We start from the raw sequence: 15966 nt of genomic DNA on the forward strand, positions 1-15966 counted from the left end.
CCATGACCCGCCTGCACGGCAAGACCGCCCTCGTCACCGGCGCCGCCCTTGGGATCGGCCTCGCCGTCGCGACCCGCTTCGCGAATGAGGGCGCGCGCGTCATCCTCGCCGATCGGAATGGCGCTGGCGCCGGCGAGGCCGCCGCCCGCCTCGGCGAGAAGGCCCGCGCGGTGACGATGGACGTCTCGGACGAGAGCGCGGTCGCCGCCGCGTTCGCCGAGGCCGAGCGCGACGGGTGGGCCCCCGACGTGGTCGTCGCCAACGCGGGGATCCAGCTGTTCGGCCAGGACGCCCCCATCGCCGACCTGGATCTCGACGTCTGGCGACGCACCCTCGACGTCAACCTCACCGGTGCGTTCCTCACCGTGAAGTACGCGGTGCGGACGATGCTCGCCCACGCCGGCGGGTCCATCATCCTCACCGGAAGCCCCACGGCCGTGAACGGCGAGGGGCGGGACTTCACCGCGTACAGCGCGTCGAAGGCGGGTATGCACGGTCTCGGTCGGACCGTCGCCGCGGCGTATGCCGATCGCGGCATCCGTGTGAACACCGTCCAGCCCGCGTACACCGAAACGCCGCTCGTGGCCGCCATCAGCGAGGACCCGGCGTCGCGGGCGGCGATCGTCAGCCGCATCCCGATCGGCCGCGCCGGAACGCCCGACGACGTCGCGGGAATCATGGTCTACCTCGCGAGCGACGAGGGCTCCTTCGCGACGGGGGCGACGTTCCAGGTCGACGGCGGGATGACGTCCCTCTGATGCACACTCCCCGCGACGCGTGGGCGGATCCCTCCCGGAGGTGGACGGACGGACGCTGGAGCGCCGACCTCCGCGACGACGAGATCGCCGATCTCGCCGTCGACGGCGTCCTAGTGCTCCGCTCGGTGCGCGCCGTCGTCCGTGACGCGGATTGGAACACCGTTCCCCTCGCGATCGCCGACGTCGTCGAGCGCGCCGGCGGCCTCACCCTCCGAGTCCGGGCGGAGCACCCGGACGCCGATCTGGTGGGCGAGGTGCGGCTGGATGCCGCAGGCGACACCATCGCGGTCGCCCTCGAGCTGCGGGCGACCGCGCCCGTCGCGACCAACCGCACCGGACTCGTCGTCCTCCATCCGCCCGCCCTCGCGGGAACCGCGCTGCGCGTCACCCACTCCGACGGCTCCACCGAGACCACTGCTTTCCCGGAGCGGATCAGCCCCCATCAGCCGGTGGTCGACATCGCGGCGCTGTCGTGGACGACGCCGGTCCACGGCATCCGGCTGGGGTTCTCGGGCGACGTGTTCGAGATGGAGGACCAGCGCAACTGGACCGACGCCTCGTTCAAGACCTACAGCCGGCCCCTCGCGCTCCCTTTCCCTTACCGCCTCGCGGCCGGGGAAGTGGTGCGGCAGGAGATCACGGTGACAGCGGGCGCGGCGGCTGCGGCGGGCACGACCTCCACGACGGATGCCGACGACCTGCTCTTCGGGGACCCCGTGACGATGCCGCTCCTCGCCGTCGCAGCCTCGACGGCACCGGACCCCGCTCCGCACCCCCTGCCCGGACCTCCCGGCGGGTGGGCGGCGACCCTGGTCGAACTCGACCTCGGCGCCCCGACCTTGCGGGCCGCCCTCGCCCGGGCTGCGGCATCCGGTCGTCCCCTCGATGTCCGGCTCGTGCTCTCCGACGAGGACCCGGCGGCGCTCGCGATCGTCGCCGCCGAGCTCGCCGGTCTCGATCTCGCGCGCGTGACCGCCTTCCAGACGCGGGGCGACGCGCGGCGGGTCGCCGATGACGACGCGCTTCGGCGCCTGCGCGCAGCGCTCCGGGATGCGGGGGTGACGACGTTCGTCACCGGCGGCGTGCGCTCGCATTTCACCGAGCTCAACCGCGAGCACCATCGGATCCCGACCGACGTCGACGGCATCGTCTTCAGCAGCACGCCCCTCTTCCACAGTCTCGGCACCGCGCAGCTGGTGGAGTCGCTCGAGATGCAGCGCCTCGTCGCCGTGCAGGCCGTCGAGATCGCCGCCGGGCGCGCGGTGCACATCGGTCCGATCTCATTGCGTCCGCACGTGAACGACGTCGCGACGACCGCCGAGCCCGTCGCAGCACGGTCGGATCTGACCGACGGCTACGGACCCGCTCTGCTCGATGCGGCCGACCCGCGCCAGGACGCACCCGAACTCGCCGCCTGGACGATCGCCTCGGCGGCCGCGTTCAGCGTTCCGGGCGTGGTCACCCTGTCCTTCTTCGAGGAGTGGGGTCCCCGCGGCGTGTTCGGGAGCGACGGCACCGCCCGCCCGGCGGCGGAGGCGATCGCTCTCCTCTCGGCACTGCAGGAACGCGACGTCACCACCGGGCACACGCCGGACGGCCGCGTGTGGGCGATCACCGTGCTCGACAGCACTGACGTCAACGGCGGCGATCTCCTCGTGGCGAACCTCGATCGCGTCGAGCGCGTCGTCCGCGCGCCGGCGGGAGATCTCGTGCGCATCCCCGCCGGCGCGTGGCGGCGCGCTCAGGCCAGGGAGACCTCGACCGGGGCGTGACCGTCGGCAGAGACGCGCACCGTGAGCGGTCCGTCGCCCGTGCGGCGGATCACCGCGAGCGCCCGGCCGTCGAACGTGGTGCACGACGGCCCCGCGAACGACTCCTCGGTGCGCGCCCGTCCGGTGCCGAGCCCGGCGATCTCGCCCGGCCCGATACGCGATCTCAAAGCGAGCGTCGAGGTCGCGCACCTTCCCGACGGGCGCGACGCCGAGCGAGCGCCCCTCGAGGAGCAGTTCGACCTCGTCCGCGTCGGCGTACCCGTCGGCATCCGTGTAATCCACGCGTCCTATCCCCGCCTCGCCGAGGTAGTCCCAGCCGGTCCAGGTGAAATCACCGATCACGTGCGGCAGCTCGGTCACCAGGCGCCACAGCTCGGCGATGCGGTCGGGGAAGGTCTCCGAGCCGACGATCACGCGGTGCGGATGATCGATCGCATCCTGCCGGTAGCGGGAGTCGGCGTAGTTGAATCCGACGACATCCAGGACGGATGCCGCCTCCTCGATCGACCGCGACACCAGGTCCGACGCGTTGGCCGCGGCCATCTGGGCGCCCATGTTCGCCATCATCGTGTTGGGATCGGTCGCGTCGTCCCCGTCATCCGTCCCCTCGCCCTCCGCCCCGCCGGTGATCTCGGCGATGGCGTCGAGATTGGCGATGATGCCGTTGATGCCGTTGGTCACGTAGCGCGTGGGGTCCAGGCGCCGGATCTCCTCGGCGAGGCGCCGGCCCCACGCGGCACCGATCGGGCGGCCGAGCTCGAGGATCTCGTTGCCGATCGAGTAGAGGATGACGCTCGGGTGGGAGCGATCCTTCGCCACGAGCGCCGCGACCTCCTCGCGCCACGTCTCGGCGAACGTGATCGACGCGTCGAACGCCGTCTTCGACGGCACGCAGCCCTCCTTCCTCGCCCAGGTGCGCGTGACACGCGACGACGGGTCGATGCGCGTCCTCGCCGCCACTGATTCCACGTGGGAGGCCGCGGACGACGGGGCCCTCGTCGACAGCGGCATCTACGCCGGAGAGCACCAGGACCTCCGGCGCAGCCCGACGACGTGGACGCCGGTGCGCGTGGGCGCGGCCGCCCGTGAGGGCTACGAGAACGTGCCCGGCCCGGAGGCGCGCATCGCCGCTCCCGTGCGGCGCATCGCCGCCCTCCCCGTCGCGGCGGTCCTCGCCTCCCCCTCCGGGGGACGCATCCTCGACTTCGGACAGAACCTAGCCGACGTCATCGACGATCGGCGCGCCTACCGCGCCCTTCTCGAGACCCTCAGCGCCCACGCGCCCGAGCGCGTCGACGCCGTCCGCACCGGCACCGTGTGGGGCGCCCGGCGTCCGCTGTCGACGGCGCTGATGTTCACGCCGCCGCCCGTCCTCGAGGCGATCGACCGCGCCGTGCGGGAGGCGACGGCCTGATCCCCGTGCTCACTCCACCGTGAGGATGACGCGCCGCCAGGACGCCAGCGGGTGCGACGGATGCCGGTCCCGCGCCTCGGCGATGACGTGCACGGTCGCGCCCGACTCCGCGTCGGCGGGAATCGACACCCGGGCGAGGCCTTCGACGGCGCCGCCTGCGGCAGGGACGGACTCGAGCACCGCGCCGGCGCAGGTGCCGGCGTCGTCGACGATCCACCACCGGAGGTCCACGGCATCCGTCGACGAGTCCGACGAAGCCGTCGCCGCCAGCGTGACGGTCTCCCCCGGGTTCACGCGTCGATCGAGGCTGTCCGCCATGTCGAGACGCGGGTGGTGGTTCGCCCCGGAGAACTCCGGCGTGACCGACCAGCGCAGCCGCGCGGCGAAGTCGGCCTGCGCATCGGCGAACCAGCGCGTGACGGAGGACTCGTCGCCCGCCTCCTCGGCGGTCGCGCCGAAGAGGCGGGCATCGGCGGTGGCCCACGTGTCGCGGCCGACGTCGGTACGGGCGGCGCGACCGCCCCAGCCCCCGAAGGAGGGATGCTCATGCGCGCGGAGCCCCGGGACGATGAGGTTCAGCATGTTCGTCGTGTCACCCTCGGAGATCCACTCGCCGGCGGGCTGCGGCGGCATCCACACCTGATAGCCGTCGGCGCGGAGCTCATCGGCCGTGCGGCCGGAGAGGTGGAAGTAGTCGGTCGGGTCGCCCGGGACCATCTGGCGCCCGTCGCCCCACACCCGATAGAGCGCGCCGATCGGCCCGACGGAGGTGACGTTCTCCCGCATCCACTCCGCCGACAGCAGCGGACGATCCGCATCGAGGATGGTCTCGCGGATGAGATAGCCCCACGCCATCGTCGCGACCTCCGTGACGCGGATGTCGGGCCAGACGGGACGGATGTAGTCGTCGTAGGTGGCGTCCTGCGACGCGAACTTGGTGATGATCGCCTTCCGCGAGACCTCGGCACGGACCCGCGGCCACGCGTCGGTCCCCGAATGACGCTCCTCGATCGACCGCAGCGCCCGCGCGACCGTGGCCGGCCCCGCCCACAGCTGGAGGTGCACGGGACGGGGGTCATCGTCCAGGAGCGTGTCGGCGATGAGGGTCGATCCCGGGGTGTCGGACGACATGTCGCCCTCGAAATCGACGTTGCCGAATCGGATCACCCCGCGCACGGCATCCGGTTCCGGGTAGCGCTCATCGTGCACGCGGAGGTTCGGGTACACCTCGGCGTACGCCTCGACGGCGTCGTGGATGAAGCGCTCGTCCGCCGCCCAGCGCCACGACGTCCGGGGTTCGGAGTACTCGCGATCCGGGAGGAAGAACTCCGTTCCCCGCCCGTCGCCGCGCCAGTGGAAACGGCTGCTCGCGTAAACGAGCCCCTGGACGTCGATCTCGTTCGTGTACAGCAGCAGACGTAGCAGCGAATTGAGGTCGTCCAGCTCGGGATCGGCGGTGACGATCGTCCGGGCGCGCGCGGTCATGACGCCGTCCCCGCCCCAGCGGCCCGCCACTCGGCGAACTCCGCGAGCTTGAGGTAGAGGTCCTCGAACATCAGACGCGTGTCGACCTGCGTGTAGACGCGCATCGGGCGGGCACCGGCGACCGCGACGTACGATCCCGTGTCGTCCAGGGCCGGCGTCGGCCGCACGACGTAGCGGCTCGACGAGGGGTCGGGTTCGAACAGGGACCGGAGCGCGGTGAGGAGCACGAGCGGGGAGTCGCCCAGCGCGTACGTCTCGGCGACGCCCCCGAGGAACGACCCCGCCATCGCCACGACCGCGGCGATCTCGCCATAGAGGTGACGCCCGAGGGCGCCGGCGGTGGCAACGCGGCGGCGGAGCTCGGCATCCGACACCAGGCACTGGCGATAGACGTCCCGGGGGATCTGCCAGATCGGCAGGGCCGAGTCGCCGAAGACGACCTGGCCGGCGACGACGTCGATGAGGAGGTTGTACTCGGTCGCCATCGCCCCCGGCGGAGGAACGGCGAGCCCCTCGTGCTCCTCGCCGCCGATCCACACCAGCGTCATCCGCGCGGCGATCGCGGGTTCGACCAGCAGCGCGGACGCGAGGTCGGTGAGGCCTCCGCCGGCGACGTAGAACAGCGGGGTGTCGTCGTCGCGCATCGCCTCGGCGATGATCGCGTCGACGGCCGGCGCGGGGCGGGGCGTGGTCCGGTCGAGCAGCGGCGCGTCGGATCCGCGCCGGATCACCTCGGTCGAGGTGAGGCCCATGCGCCCGAAGAGGTCGCGGACGACGCGCTCGGCGTTCTCCGCCGACCGCCCGGACGGGTCGAACGGATCGTCGGCACGCAGGTGCGAGGCCACGATCAGCCGGATGTCGACGCCGGGCGAGAGCAGGTGGTGGACGAGCTGGTACAGATCGTCCGGGTCGCCGGAGAAGTCGTTGTCGATGATCACGCGCATCCCGGGCCCTGCCGCCGGCGCGATCGTCTGCCACGGCGTCTCGCCGAGGCGCCACGTCGGCGCCTCGGGCTCGGTGATCCGATCGTCGGCGGGGATGCGGGTCATCGTCGGCCTCTCGCTCTCAGGGATACAGGAACTGTAACACCGGTTGACCAATTCCCTGACGCGGAGACTGCATCTTACGGCCAGGAGGCGCACAAGCGTGGGGCGTTGGCAAGCCCCTCGCGGCGGGAGCGACGGGGGTGTTCGGTGGGGACAGCAACCACTCACCCACCTTGGAGGAACGCATGAACGACGACCGGCAGCACGAGAAAGACCATGACGACGCGGCATCCGCCGGCTCGGAATCGCCCGAAGAGGGCCAGTCGGCGATGCAGGATGCCGAGGACGCCGTCGAGGGCGGTGACGCGGCCGGCGACAGCCGCTAGCGTGTGAGCAGTCGCCCGCGAACGACGGGCGCGACCCCTCGGGAGCTCGCATGAACCGTCCCCTCGGCGTCACCCTCGTCGCCATCGTCGCGTGGCTGAACGGCTTCTTCCAGATCATCGGCGCGATCTTCGTCGTCATCGGCGGACTGCTCATCACGCCGGTCGCGCTCATCGGCTGGCTGAGCCTCGCGATCGGCATCATCACGCTGGTCGTCGGCGTGGGCCTCTGGAAGGGCAACCCCACCGCCCGCACCGTCGCGATCATCGTGTTCTCGATCACGATCATCCTGGGGATCGTCAGCCTGTTCTCGGGCGAGGGATTCTGGTCGGTGCTCGCGGGATCGTTCCTGTCGATCGTCGGCCTGATCCTGCTGTCGACCCAGAACGCGCGACGCTACTTCGCGCGCTGATGGCCTGGAGCACCCGGGAACTCGCCGAGCTCGCGGGCACGACCGTCAACACCGTCCGGCACTACCACCGCCTGGGCCTGCTCGCCGAGCCGGATCGACAGTACAACGGCTACAAGCAGTACCGGTTGGAGCACCTCATCGCACTCCTGCGCATCCGTCGCCTCGTCGACCTCGGTGTCCCGCTGGCGCAGGTCGGCGATGTCGGCGCCGACAGCCTGACCGCGGCGGAGGCCCTGGCGGAGGTGGATGCCGACCTTCAGGCGAAGATCGAACGCCTCCAGGAAGCCCGCGCCGCCATCGCCACGATCCTCGAGACGGACGCACCCGCCGACACCCCGGCGGGCTTCGAGGCCGTGGGGTCGCGCCTGTCGAGCGCGGACTCCTCGATGATCCACCTCTACACGCGCCTCTACGACGAGGAGTCCCTCACCGACCTCCGTGAGATCGTCGCGCACGACGACGACCCCGTCACCGCCGAGATCGATCGACTGCCGGCGGATGCCGACGAGCAGACCCGCCGGGACCTCGCCGAGCGCCTGGCGCCGAGCCTCGCCCAGAACCTCCGCGACTACCCCTGGCTGCTCGATCCGGGAGACCGCCTCACGCGGGGCGAACAGGCCACGCGCGACACGGTCGTCGACGCGATGCGCGAGGTGTACAACCCCGCGCAGCTCGAAGTGCTGGCGCGCGCGAGCCTCCTCGCGCACAGACTCGCCGCCGAGGACTGACTTCGACTCAGCCGCTCCCGGCGCGCAGCAGCCCCTCGGACGACAGGGCGATCCCGGCGAACCTCTCCCCGATGAGCGCATGCCCCTCCGCGCTGGGATGCAGCGCATCCGGCAGAGGCACCGCCGCGGCATCCGCCTCGCCGTACAGTCGAAGGCCGTCGAGATACCGCAGCTGCGGATCGTCGCTCCGCGCCGAGACCACCTCGGCGAGCGCGTCGCGAATCACCCGCAGCGTGAGCCGGCCCGCCGCGACCTCCGCGGGGTCGCCGGTGGCGACGAACCGCATCTCACCGGTCGCCCACCCGGCCGGGTCCACCGCACCGGGTCCGGGCGTCTCCTCGTGAATGCCGCAGAAGATCGGCGACACCAGCAGCAAGGGCGTCTCCGGGTGGCCGTCTCGGATCGTGTCGAGAAACCCGTGCACCGCGGAGACGAAGCTGCGCCGCCGCATCGCGTCGAGATTCACGACGTTGATCCCGAGCTTGACGCTGATGAGGTCGGCCGGGGTGTCGCGGATCACCCTCGCGACGAACGGATCCACCAGCGCACTGCCGCCGAAGCCGAGGTTCTGCAGCCGCACCCCGGCGCGGCGGGCCGCGATGACCGGCCAGATCCGTGTCGGCGTCGTAGCGTTCGAGCCCTGGCTGATCGAGCTGCCGTGATGCAGCCAGAGCGGACCCTCGGTCGTGGCCGGGCGCAGCGGGGCGTCGGCGCGGAGCGCCACCAGCTCGACCTGCTCGTTGTGCGGCAGCCAGATCTCCACGGTCTTGTCTCCGGATCCGGTCAGCGCCACCTCGACGGTGTCCGCGGCACCCGGGACGAGCGTGCTGCCGCCGGTCTGCATGTCCAGCTCGACCGCGTCCCCCGCGCGCAGCGCCTGCGAGCCGATCAGCTCGCCGTCGACCACCACATCCACCACTCCCCGCGGTCGCGGCAGTCCGCGATAGGCGACCCGCGTCGCGTGCAGATCGAGCGCGAACGAGGTCGCACTCGTGACGACGGAGAGACGGATGCCGGAGGGCTGAGCCTCCATCATCGTCAGCTGCGGATCGGCGTCGCGCCGACGAGCGTGCGCCGGCAGGCGGTGCGGCCGCAACCCGCGGTCGGTGCGCTCGAGTTCGGCGGCGCCCAAGATCAGGTCGGGGGTCAGGTCGATCGTGTCCATGTCACGCCCATCCCAGCACAGTCACCAACCCGAGCGCCGCTGCCGCGACGAGTCCGGTCCATAGGACGATCGCCACCACCTGCCACAGGATCACCCACCCCTTGCGCACGCCGGAGGCGACGAAGAACGCCGCGGTCAGCTGCGTCGGAAGGGCGAGAGGCGCGATGAGGCTCGCGCCGGGCACCCCGAACCGCACGAGCCACGCGCTCAGGCGCCGGCGGCCCTTCGCGGTCCGCGACGGCTTCTCGCCGGCCTCGGGGGCCGGGGCGGCGGGGTCGGCGGGATCGACGGCTGCGGGGTCAGCGGGATCGCCGCCGACCCCGGCACCGGCTCCCACTCGCGCGGGCTCCGCCTTCCGCGCGCGCCGAGCGACGACGGCGTCGCGCGCGCGGGCGCCGAAGACCACGACGAGGACGACGGAGAGGATGTTGCCCGCCGCGCCGGCGATCGCGGCGACGAGCGGGTTGATGCCGACGAGGATTCCGAGCGCCGCGGAACCTTCGCCCTCGACGTACGGGATCATGCCGATCGCGGCGACGAGGAGGGGCTGGACGAACTCGGGGAACCCGGCGACGAAATCCTGGAGACCCTGGTAGGGACTGGCGGACATGGCACTCCTGCTTTCACTGACGGTTTTCGTGAGCCTTCAGTGGACACCGTGTTCTCAGAACACAGTCAAGCCGGGGTCACGCCCTAGTGTGAGCGCATGACCGCCACGCTCGTCATCGTCGACATCCAGAACGACTACTTCCCCGGCTACGCCTTCCCGCTCGTGGGAGCGGACGCCGCCGCCGCGCGCGCGAACGAGCTGCTCGCCGCGTGGCGCGATCGCGGTGCTCCGGTCGTGCACGTCCGGCACGTGTGGGAAGGACCGGATGCCGCCTTCATGCGGCCCGACACCGCAGGCTCCGAGATCCACCCGCTCGTCGCCCCGGTGGACGAGGAGACCGTCATCATCAAGGAGCATCCGAACGCATTCCGCGACACCCCGCTCGACGGCATCCTGACGCAGCTCGACACCCGGGAGCTCGTCGTCTGCGGCATGATGTCCAGCCTCTGCGTCGACGCCACCGTGCGCGCCGCCGCCGACCTCGGGTACTCCGTCATCGTCGCGCACGACGCCTGCGCGGCGCCGAACCTCGAGTTCGACGGGGAGGCGGTGCCGGGTCGGCAGGTGCACGCGGCGTTCATGTCCGCCCTCGCCGACAGCTACGCCACGATGGCCCCCGTGCGCGACCTGGTCGCGTAGCGGGCGGGCTGAGGGGCGACCTCCGCGTTAAAAACTGGGGACGAATCGACCTTTTCGTCCCCCGACGGCCCTCGAAATGCCCGAATCTCCCCGCGCTTTCACGCGGAATGGCTCAGCCGAGCTTCGCGATGACCTCGAGGGCGGCATCCGTTCCGCGGTCGTCCCGCATCCGCGTGGCGACCTCCGCGACCGCGTCGGCGTGGTGCGGCGCCCCACCGAGCGCGCGGGCGAGCCGATCGGTCGTCAGTCGGCGCGCGGGAATCGGCGCGGGTCCGAGACCGCGACGGTGCAGGAGCGCACCCCAGAACGGCTGATCAGCGATGAAGGGGACGACGACCGAGACGACGCCCGCACGGAGCGCCGCGTGAACCGTGCCGACACCACCGTGATGGATCGCGGCGGACGCGCGCGGCAGCACGAGCTCGTGCGACACGGCGTCGACGACCAGGAGGTCATCGCCGCGCAGATCGTCGGCGACCGCCAGGCCGCCGAGCCCGGTCGCGATGAGCAGGCGGTGACCGGTGCGGCGCGCAGCCTCGGCGACGATCCGACCCCGTGCGTGCGGATCTCCGGCGGCCATCGACCCGAATCCGGCGTAGACGAAGGGCCCCGCCGCGAGGAAGGCGTCGACCTCCGCGGGGAGGTGAACGGATGCCGGGGGCTGGTCGCGCCACGGTCCGGTGAGGTGGGCAGACGCCGGCCAGTCGTCCGGACGCGAGAGGAGGGCGGGGCTGACGGGAAGGAGCGTCGCCGTCGGCGGGGCCATCCGCCGCGGCATCCGGATGCCGAGAAGCGCCGAGGCTTCCCTCAGGTCGCGACGGAAGAGCGCAGCGGCGCCGGACGCCGCACGGTAGGTGAGCCGATTGAGCGGGCCGAGGTCGGCAGTCACGGTGCCGGCGGCCGCGAACGCGCGCGTCGGCGTGACGGCGGGGACCATCTCGACCAGCACGTGCGGGATGCCGAGCGCCTCGCCGATCAGCGGCGCCGAGAGCACCTTGGGGTGGGCGACGACGACGTCGGGTCGGAAGTCCCGGGCGATGCGGGCGGGCTCGACGATCACCTTCCGCATAGCGGGCTTCACCGCGCGACGATAGTTCGCGATCGCGGCGCGGACCGACACCCCCTGAGCCTGGATGAGGTGCGAGTAGTCGACGCCGAGACTCACGACGTCGACACCGTCGGCCGCCACGCCGGAGTTGTCGGGCGCGACGACGCGCACCGTGTGCCCGGCGCGTTGCGCGGCCCGGGCCAGAGCGACGAACGGCTCGACATCGCCGCGGGATCCCGCCGTCACCAGCAGCATCCTCATCGCGCGCCCTCCAGCCTGTCGTCCACCATGAACCCTCGAGTGAAGACCTCGGCGAGGGGCCCCGCGATCCGGCGGATCCCGGCATCCGTTCCCTCCGCCCACTCGTCGAGGCGTCGGCGCCACGCGAAGGGGGCAAGCCCCAGGACGACCAGCGCGACGGCCTGTCCGTCGCGGTCCCCGGTCGGCCGGACACCGCTTCCGGGATCCGCGATCGCGTCGCGAGCGAGATCGACGAGACGCGCGAAGAGCCGCCGCGCGCTGTCGGTGTCATCGTCGAGGGTGGCGGCGAGGTAGGGCCCGTACGTGTCGATCACGGCGTCGAGCGACTCACGGTCGCCGGACACCTTCGCCCCCATCGACACCTCGACCCGCGCGTCGCACTCCGCGCGCACCGCGGCCTTCGACCCGAAGTGGTGTGTCAGCAGAGCCGGGCTCACCCCCGCCGCGGCGGCGATCTGCCGCACGGACGCCGACGCGTACCCCGAGGACGTGAAGCACACGAACGCCGCGTCGACGATGCGCGCGCGGGCAGTGCGGTCGACGTCGGGGGCCGTCACGGTTGCTGTACGCATGTACAGCATTCTGTACACACGTACAGCGTTGTTCAAGTGGTGGCGCTGAGGCGCCCCGGCCTCCGCGTCAAACGCCGGGGACGAATCGACCTTTTCACCCCCGGAAGCGCCCCGAAACGCCCGAATCTCCCCGCGCTTTCACGCGGAACCGGTCAGCTGAGCTTCGCGACGATCGCGGCGATGCGGCGCGCGCGGGTCTCGGGCGCCTTGGCGCCCTCGACGTTCGCCACGTGCGCCTTCTTCGCGCTCGGCGCCAGGGCGTCGAAAGCCGCGGCGACGCCCGCTTCGGCGAGCGCGGCGGCGAGGTCGTCCGGAACCTCGACGGTCCGCGGGGCAGTATCGAGCTCCAGGTCCACGACGATCGGGTCGCCGCCGGCGAGTCCCGTCGCGGCGCGCTTGTCGGACGAGAACGGCAGGAGGTGCCGACCGCCCATCACCGCGAGGGTGCTCCGATAGGTGAACCCGTTGACGGTGACCGTCACCGCGGCCCGTTTGCCGCCGCCGAGCGCCTCCACGATCTCGGACGGCACCACGATGCCGGTGTTGTTGCCCATCTGCGACAGCGTCGTCTCGAACCGCATGCGGCGAGTGTGCCAGAGCTGCGACATCCCGTCGAGGCCCCGTCGACGCGTCGAGAACGCGGGACGAACGCGCACGGACCAGGCCCGCGCGGTCACCAAGGCTCCGGATCTCCCGCGTTCTCGACGTCGCCGGCGCGAACTGGGGTGACGGATGCCGCGCCCGCGGAGACCGGCGGATGCCGCGCCCGCGGTCAGCGCACGCGGATGGCGCCCGGCTGCAGGGTGACCTCGAACTCGCCGGTCTTGCCGATGCCCTCACCGTCGATCTCGAACTCGCGCGGGTCGGGCAGGGTCACCCGGATGCGGCGGGCCCGGCCGTGGGTGACGGCCTCGGAGTTCGTCGCGTCGTCCTTGTTCCCGATCACGCGCCCGAGGCCGTTGTCCCACACCATCGTCTTCAGCGTCCCGAGCCATTCGCCGAGACCCTCGGCGCTCAGCAGCAGGTAGTCGAGCTCACCGTCGGAGGGATCGGCATCCGGCATGAGGGTGAGACCGCCCTGCAGGGTGCCGCAGTTGGCGATCAGGAGCGTGTGCCCCTCCTCGTCGCGACCGGGGAGGTCGTCGGCGGTGAGGTGGAACGGCACGATGTCGCTCGCGGTGAGCGCCCGCCCGAGCGACTCGACGTACGCCAGCCATCCGGCCCGGGCCTTGAGGTCTTCGTTGGTCTCGGCGATCATGTGGGCGTCGATCCCGAAGCCGATCATCACGACGAACGCGTGCCGCTCCCGCCCGTTCTCCAGCTCGACGTCGACCCAGCCCACGTCGACCGGCAGCGCGTCGCCCGAGAGGGCCCGCTCGACCGCGGCGGGCACGTCGTTGATCGGGATGCCGAGGTTCCGGGCGAGGAGGTTCCCGGTGCCGAGGGGCACGACGCCGAGGTCGGCGTCCGCCTTCGCATCGGCGAGCGCCTCGGCCACCGCGCGGACCGTCCCGTCACCGCCGGCGACGAGGATGAGGTCGGCTCCGGCGGCCAGCGCCTGGGTGGTGGCACCCTGACCGGGGTCGTCGACGGTGGTCTCGAACCAGGACACCTCGGCGTCACCGACGGTGCCCGCCTTCTCCTGCACCTCCGCCAGGGCGTCGGCGAGGACGTCCTTCTCGGTCTTGGACGGGTTCCACACGACGGCGATGCGCGCACTCATTGGTCCATCATGCACGCCCGACGGCGGAGAGAGAGGGGGATGCGCCTCGCTCACGGAGTGAGTACAGTCACTCCGTCGTTCTGCAGCTCCTCCGCCAGCTCCTCGCTGGGCTCCTCATCGGTGACGAGGTAGTCGGCACGTTCGAGATCGTCGTGTTCGCCCTGATCTTCGGCTGGATCGCGGTGTTCATCCGCTTCCTCGTCAGCGCCCGCAGCTGACCGGTCAGGACGTCGGCATCGGCGTGGTGACGACGTCGACCGACCCGAACGGGAAGGGGAAGACGTAGGTTCCCTGGCCGTCGATCCCGTACAGCGGCAGCACCCAGAACCAGACCTGCGCGACGACGACCGCCACCGCGGCGACGATGACGATCGTCCGCGCCGTCCGGCGGAGCGTGCGGATCGCGTCGACGTCGTTCGGCGACCGCCGCAGCACCCGGCGGATCGCCCACAGGACGGCACCGATGAAGAAGAGGAAGACGAGTGGACTCGGCGCGAGGGTCATCTGCGTGCACACCGGCTCGAGATCGGTGGCCGTGCCGTTCCCGTCCACCATGCGTCCCGACGCATCACGGCCGGGCGAGCACCCGGCCTTCGACGCCACGGTGAGCACCGAGGAGAGGATCGATGCCAGGAAGGCCGTCCACAGCAGCGTCCGGATCTGCGCGATCACGGGTGCGCCGCTGACGAGCGGCGTCGTCGAGAGGGTGTCGTCCGCGCGGGTCATCGGTCGCTCCGTCCGGCCGTCAGGGGGTAGACGGCGAGTTCGCCGGCGGATGCCGTGACCCGGAGGTCGGCACCCCGGGGAGCGATCGCGGCGGCGTACAGCCCGGCGTCGGATGCGAGCTCGAGGACGGGACCGTCGAGGATCACCCGCACGGTCCCGGCGGCGGGGACCGTCGACGTCGCATCTCCGATGCGGACCACGACGGCATCCGGGATCCGGGTCACGGAGACGACGACCTCCGCGGCGGAGACGACGGTGAGTTCCCCGGCCGCGCCGTCCCAGACGATGTCGGCGGCGAGTCCGTCCACCGCGCCGTCGGCGGCGAGCGGTCCGCGGTGCGCGTCGACATCCGGGTGCGGCGTCGCGATGAGGGCGCCGTCGGGGCGCCCGTCCGGGACCGAGAGCCGGAAGGGGACGCTGTGCGCGCCCGCCCAGCCGGCCGCTTCGTCGGAGATGCCGCGGATCCAGAACACCAGGCACGGCATCCCGTCGGCATCGAAGAACAGAGACGGGGCGTAGTAGCCCTCGCCGTAGGTGAGGCGGCCCCAGGATGCCGCGTCGAACCTTCCGTCGGCGTACGTGCCGGTGGCGTACCCGGCGTAGTGGAGGACGTCGGCCTCCCAGACGGAGGAGATCATGACCTCCACGCCGTCGACGGTGACGAACTGGGGGCACTCCCACAGCGCCCCCATCCAGACGGGGTCCGTCGCGTCGCGCGAGCGCTCGAGCGTCACGCCGTCGTAGGTCCAGGTGCGGAGGTCGGGAGACGTCCACGAGAGGGCCATCGCGATGCCCTCGCGGTGCTCACCCCCGAGGAACATGCGCCACCCCTCGCCCTCGCGCCGCACCACGGGGTCGCGGAACGACGTCAGGTCGACACCGGGGGGCGCCTCGACGACGACCTCACCCTTCCGCCACTGCGTCCAGTCCTCGTCGAGGGGGTACGCCGCGCGCACGCGCCCGATCGCGAAGTTCGGCTCGGACGTCGCGGTGTAGAACGCGACGGTGTCGGCGGGATCCTCGGTCGTGACGATGCAGCCGGTCCAGATTCCGCCGTCGCCGTCGCCCGGAGCGAGGGCGATCGGCCCCTCGGCGAGCGACAGCAGGTCGGGCCCGCTCGCGTGGCCCCAGTGGCAGCCCGGCGCCCACGCGGTGCTGCCGGGCACGTACTGGTAGAACGCCTCGTACCGCCCGTTCCGGAACGTGATCCCGTGCGGGTCGTTGATCCAGCCGGTGCTCGCGGTGAAGTGCAGGGTGGGGCGCATCAGACCATCCTTCCGGCC

General features: G+C 71.8%; 19 protein-coding genes and 1 pseudogene. 8 read left to right on the top strand and 12 right to left on the bottom strand.

Annotated features, from left to right (window positions below; genetic code table 11):
• Positions 1-2: 2 nt before the first annotated feature.
• Together KZC50_RS01940 and KZC50_RS01945 are read left to right on the top strand one after the other, a co-directional pair.
• Positions 3-758: an SDR family NAD(P)-dependent oxidoreductase gene (locus KZC50_RS01940; RefSeq protein ID WP_310890446.1), complete on the top strand. Its 756-nt coding sequence runs from the start codon at positions 3-5 to the stop codon at positions 756-758.
• Positions 758-2530 (top strand): D-apionate lactonase family protein, encoded by a 1773-nt coding sequence (locus tag KZC50_RS01945; RefSeq protein WP_310890447.1) that lies wholly within the window; start codon positions 758-760, stop codon positions 2528-2530. Before KZC50_RS01940 ends, KZC50_RS01945 begins: the two co-directional genes overlap by 1 nt.
• On the opposite strand, the gene KZC50_RS01950 is transcribed toward KZC50_RS01945, so the two are convergent.
• Both KZC50_RS01950 and KZC50_RS15655 read right to left on the bottom strand, forming a co-directional pair.
• Positions 2500-2697: a hypothetical protein gene (locus KZC50_RS01950; RefSeq protein WP_310890448.1), complete on the bottom strand. Its 198-nt coding sequence runs from the start codon at positions 2695-2697 to the stop codon at positions 2500-2502. The genes KZC50_RS01945 and KZC50_RS01950 overlap by 31 nt on opposite strands.
• 28 nt (positions 2698-2725) lie before the next feature.
• Positions 2726-3421 (bottom strand): annotated as a pseudogene (locus KZC50_RS15655) (glycoside hydrolase family 2 TIM barrel-domain containing protein); the annotation flags it as partial.
• Here KZC50_RS15655 and KZC50_RS01960 point away from each other — a divergent pair.
• The gene (locus KZC50_RS01960) at positions 3318-3944 is read left to right on the top strand and encodes an alpha-L-rhamnosidase N-terminal domain-containing protein (protein WP_310890449.1); all 627 of its coding nucleotides are present in this window, start codon (positions 3318-3320) and stop codon (positions 3942-3944) included. The pseudogene KZC50_RS15655 and the gene KZC50_RS01960 sit on opposite strands and share 104 nt — an antisense overlap.
• A 9-nt stretch (positions 3945-3953) precedes the next feature.
• On the opposite strand, the gene KZC50_RS01965 is transcribed toward KZC50_RS01960, so the two are convergent.
• Positions 3954-5429: a DUF1593 domain-containing protein gene (locus KZC50_RS01965; RefSeq protein ID WP_310890450.1), complete on the bottom strand. Its 1476-nt coding sequence runs from the start codon at positions 5427-5429 to the stop codon at positions 3954-3956.
• Complete coding sequence (locus KZC50_RS01970; RefSeq protein ID WP_301132138.1) at positions 5426-6478, bottom strand: nucleoside hydrolase; 1053 nt, start codon at positions 6476-6478, stop codon at positions 5426-5428. Before KZC50_RS01970 ends, KZC50_RS01965 begins: the two co-directional genes overlap by 4 nt.
• A 182-nt stretch (positions 6479-6660) precedes the next feature.
• Here KZC50_RS01970 and KZC50_RS01975 point away from each other — a divergent pair, with 182 nt between their 5' ends.
• The 3 genes from KZC50_RS01975 to KZC50_RS01985 are packed head-to-tail and all read left to right on the top strand — an operon-like array spanning position 6661 to position 7939.
• Positions 6661-6801, top strand: a complete 141-nt coding sequence (locus KZC50_RS01975; protein ID WP_310890451.1) for a hypothetical protein — start codon at positions 6661-6663, stop codon at positions 6799-6801.
• 50 nt (positions 6802-6851) lie between these two features.
• Positions 6852-7211 carry a hypothetical protein gene (locus tag KZC50_RS01980; RefSeq protein WP_053546336.1) on the top strand — a complete coding sequence of 120 codons (360 nt, stop codon included), beginning with the start codon at positions 6852-6854 and terminating at the stop codon, positions 7209-7211.
• A complete protein-coding gene (locus tag KZC50_RS01985) occupies positions 7211-7939 on the top strand; it encodes a helix-turn-helix domain-containing protein (RefSeq protein WP_310890452.1) in 729 nt (242 codons plus the stop codon). The genes KZC50_RS01980 and KZC50_RS01985 overlap by 1 nt, the downstream gene beginning before the upstream one ends.
• Before the next feature lie 7 nt (positions 7940-7946).
• On the opposite strand, the gene KZC50_RS01990 is transcribed toward KZC50_RS01985, so the two are convergent.
• Together KZC50_RS01990 and KZC50_RS01995 are read right to left on the bottom strand one after the other, a co-directional pair.
• Positions 7947-9104, bottom strand: a complete 1158-nt coding sequence (locus KZC50_RS01990; RefSeq protein WP_310890453.1) for a GDSL-type esterase/lipase family protein — start codon at positions 9102-9104, stop codon at positions 7947-7949.
• Between the two features lies 1 nt (position 9105).
• Positions 9106-9714, bottom strand: coding sequence for a small multidrug efflux protein (locus tag KZC50_RS01995; protein WP_310890454.1), 609 nt, complete (start codon positions 9712-9714; stop codon positions 9106-9108).
• A 96-nt stretch (positions 9715-9810) separates the two neighbouring features.
• On the opposite strand from KZC50_RS01995, the gene KZC50_RS02000 reads away from it, so the two are divergent.
• Positions 9811-10353 carry a cysteine hydrolase family protein gene (locus KZC50_RS02000; RefSeq protein WP_310890455.1) on the top strand — a complete coding sequence of 181 codons (543 nt, stop codon included), beginning with the start codon at positions 9811-9813 and terminating at the stop codon, positions 10351-10353.
• 112 nt (positions 10354-10465) lie between these two features.
• On the opposite strand, the gene KZC50_RS02005 is transcribed toward KZC50_RS02000, so the two are convergent.
• From KZC50_RS02005 to KZC50_RS02020, 4 genes are all read right to left on the bottom strand, one after another.
• Positions 10466-11656: a glycosyltransferase gene (locus KZC50_RS02005; protein WP_310891515.1), complete on the bottom strand. Its 1191-nt coding sequence runs from the start codon at positions 11654-11656 to the stop codon at positions 10466-10468.
• Between the two features lie 2 nt (positions 11657-11658).
• Complete coding sequence (locus KZC50_RS02010; RefSeq protein ID WP_310890456.1) at positions 11659-12234, bottom strand: TetR/AcrR family transcriptional regulator; 576 nt, start codon at positions 12232-12234, stop codon at positions 11659-11661.
• Between the two features lie 152 nt (positions 12235-12386).
• Complete coding sequence (locus KZC50_RS02015) at positions 12387-12815, bottom strand: YdeI/OmpD-associated family protein (protein WP_310890457.1); 429 nt, start codon at positions 12813-12815, stop codon at positions 12387-12389.
• Between the two features lie 191 nt (positions 12816-13006).
• Positions 13007-13957 carry a diacylglycerol/lipid kinase family protein gene (locus KZC50_RS02020; RefSeq protein WP_310890458.1) on the bottom strand — a complete coding sequence of 317 codons (951 nt, stop codon included), beginning with the start codon at positions 13955-13957 and terminating at the stop codon, positions 13007-13009.
• Between KZC50_RS02020 and KZC50_RS02025 the strand changes: the two genes are divergently transcribed.
• Entirely contained in the window at positions 13957-14175 is a 219-nt protein-coding gene (locus tag KZC50_RS02025; protein WP_310890459.1) for a hypothetical protein, read from the top strand. The two genes, KZC50_RS02020 and KZC50_RS02025, sit on opposite strands and share 1 nt — an antisense overlap.
• A gap of 4 nt (positions 14176-14179) precedes the next feature.
• Here KZC50_RS02025 and KZC50_RS02030 read toward each other — a convergent pair whose 3' ends face one another.
• Both KZC50_RS02030 and KZC50_RS02035 read right to left on the bottom strand, forming a co-directional pair.
• Positions 14180-14683 (bottom strand): hypothetical protein, encoded by a 504-nt coding sequence (locus KZC50_RS02030; RefSeq protein WP_236968006.1) that lies wholly within the window; start codon positions 14681-14683, stop codon positions 14180-14182.
• Positions 14680-15948, bottom strand: a complete 1269-nt coding sequence (locus KZC50_RS02035; RefSeq protein WP_310890460.1) for a glycoside hydrolase family 32 protein — start codon at positions 15946-15948, stop codon at positions 14680-14682. The genes KZC50_RS02030 and KZC50_RS02035 overlap by 4 nt, the downstream gene beginning before the upstream one ends.
• Positions 15949-15966: the final 18 nt, after the last annotated feature.

The sequence above is a fragment of the Microbacterium aurantiacum genome, assembly GCF_031625015.1.
Classification (GTDB): Bacteria; Actinomycetota; Actinomycetes; order Actinomycetales; family Microbacteriaceae; genus Microbacterium; species Microbacterium aurantiacum.

Excerpts from the sequence above, each read along its gene's own strand:
- KZC50_RS01940 (WP_310890446.1), top strand. The coding sequence starts at position 3 with ATGACCCGCCTGCACGGCAAGACCGCCCTCGTCACCGGCGCCGCCCTT.
- KZC50_RS01945 (WP_310890447.1), top strand. The coding sequence starts at position 758 with ATGCACACTCCCCGCGACGCGTGGGCGGATCCCTCCCGGAGGTGGACG.
- KZC50_RS01960 (WP_310890449.1), top strand. The coding sequence starts at position 3,318 with ATGACGCTCGGGTGGGAGCGATCCTTCGCCACGAGCGCCGCGACCTCC.
- KZC50_RS01965 (WP_310890450.1), bottom strand. The coding sequence starts at position 5,429 with ATGACCGCGCGCGCCCGGACGATCGTCACCGCCGATCCCGAGCTGGAC.
- KZC50_RS01970 (WP_301132138.1), bottom strand. The coding sequence starts at position 6,478 with ATGACCCGCATCCCCGCCGACGATCGGATCACCGAGCCCGAGGCGCCG.
- KZC50_RS01975 (WP_310890451.1), top strand. The coding sequence starts at position 6,661 with ATGAACGACGACCGGCAGCACGAGAAAGACCATGACGACGCGGCATCC.
- KZC50_RS01980 (WP_053546336.1), top strand. The coding sequence starts at position 6,852 with ATGAACCGTCCCCTCGGCGTCACCCTCGTCGCCATCGTCGCGTGGCTG.
- KZC50_RS01985 (WP_310890452.1), top strand. The coding sequence starts at position 7,211 with ATGGCCTGGAGCACCCGGGAACTCGCCGAGCTCGCGGGCACGACCGTC.
- KZC50_RS01990 (WP_310890453.1), bottom strand. The coding sequence starts at position 9,104 with ATGGACACGATCGACCTGACCCCCGACCTGATCTTGGGCGCCGCCGAA.
- KZC50_RS01995 (WP_310890454.1), bottom strand. The coding sequence starts at position 9,714 with ATGTCCGCCAGTCCCTACCAGGGTCTCCAGGATTTCGTCGCCGGGTTC.
- KZC50_RS02000 (WP_310890455.1), top strand. The coding sequence starts at position 9,811 with ATGACCGCCACGCTCGTCATCGTCGACATCCAGAACGACTACTTCCCC.
- KZC50_RS02005 (WP_310891515.1), bottom strand. The coding sequence starts at position 11,656 with ATGCTGCTGGTGACGGCGGGATCCCGCGGCGATGTCGAGCCGTTCGTC.
- KZC50_RS02010 (WP_310890456.1), bottom strand. The coding sequence starts at position 12,234 with ATGCGTACAGCAACCGTGACGGCCCCCGACGTCGACCGCACTGCCCGC.
- KZC50_RS02015 (WP_310890457.1), bottom strand. The coding sequence starts at position 12,815 with ATGCGGTTCGAGACGACGCTGTCGCAGATGGGCAACAACACCGGCATC.
- KZC50_RS02020 (WP_310890458.1), bottom strand. The coding sequence starts at position 13,957 with ATGAGTGCGCGCATCGCCGTCGTGTGGAACCCGTCCAAGACCGAGAAG.
- KZC50_RS02030 (WP_236968006.1), bottom strand. The coding sequence starts at position 14,683 with ATGACCCGCGCGGACGACACCCTCTCGACGACGCCGCTCGTCAGCGGC.
- KZC50_RS02035 (WP_310890460.1), bottom strand. The coding sequence starts at position 15,948 with ATGCGCCCCACCCTGCACTTCACCGCGAGCACCGGCTGGATCAACGAC.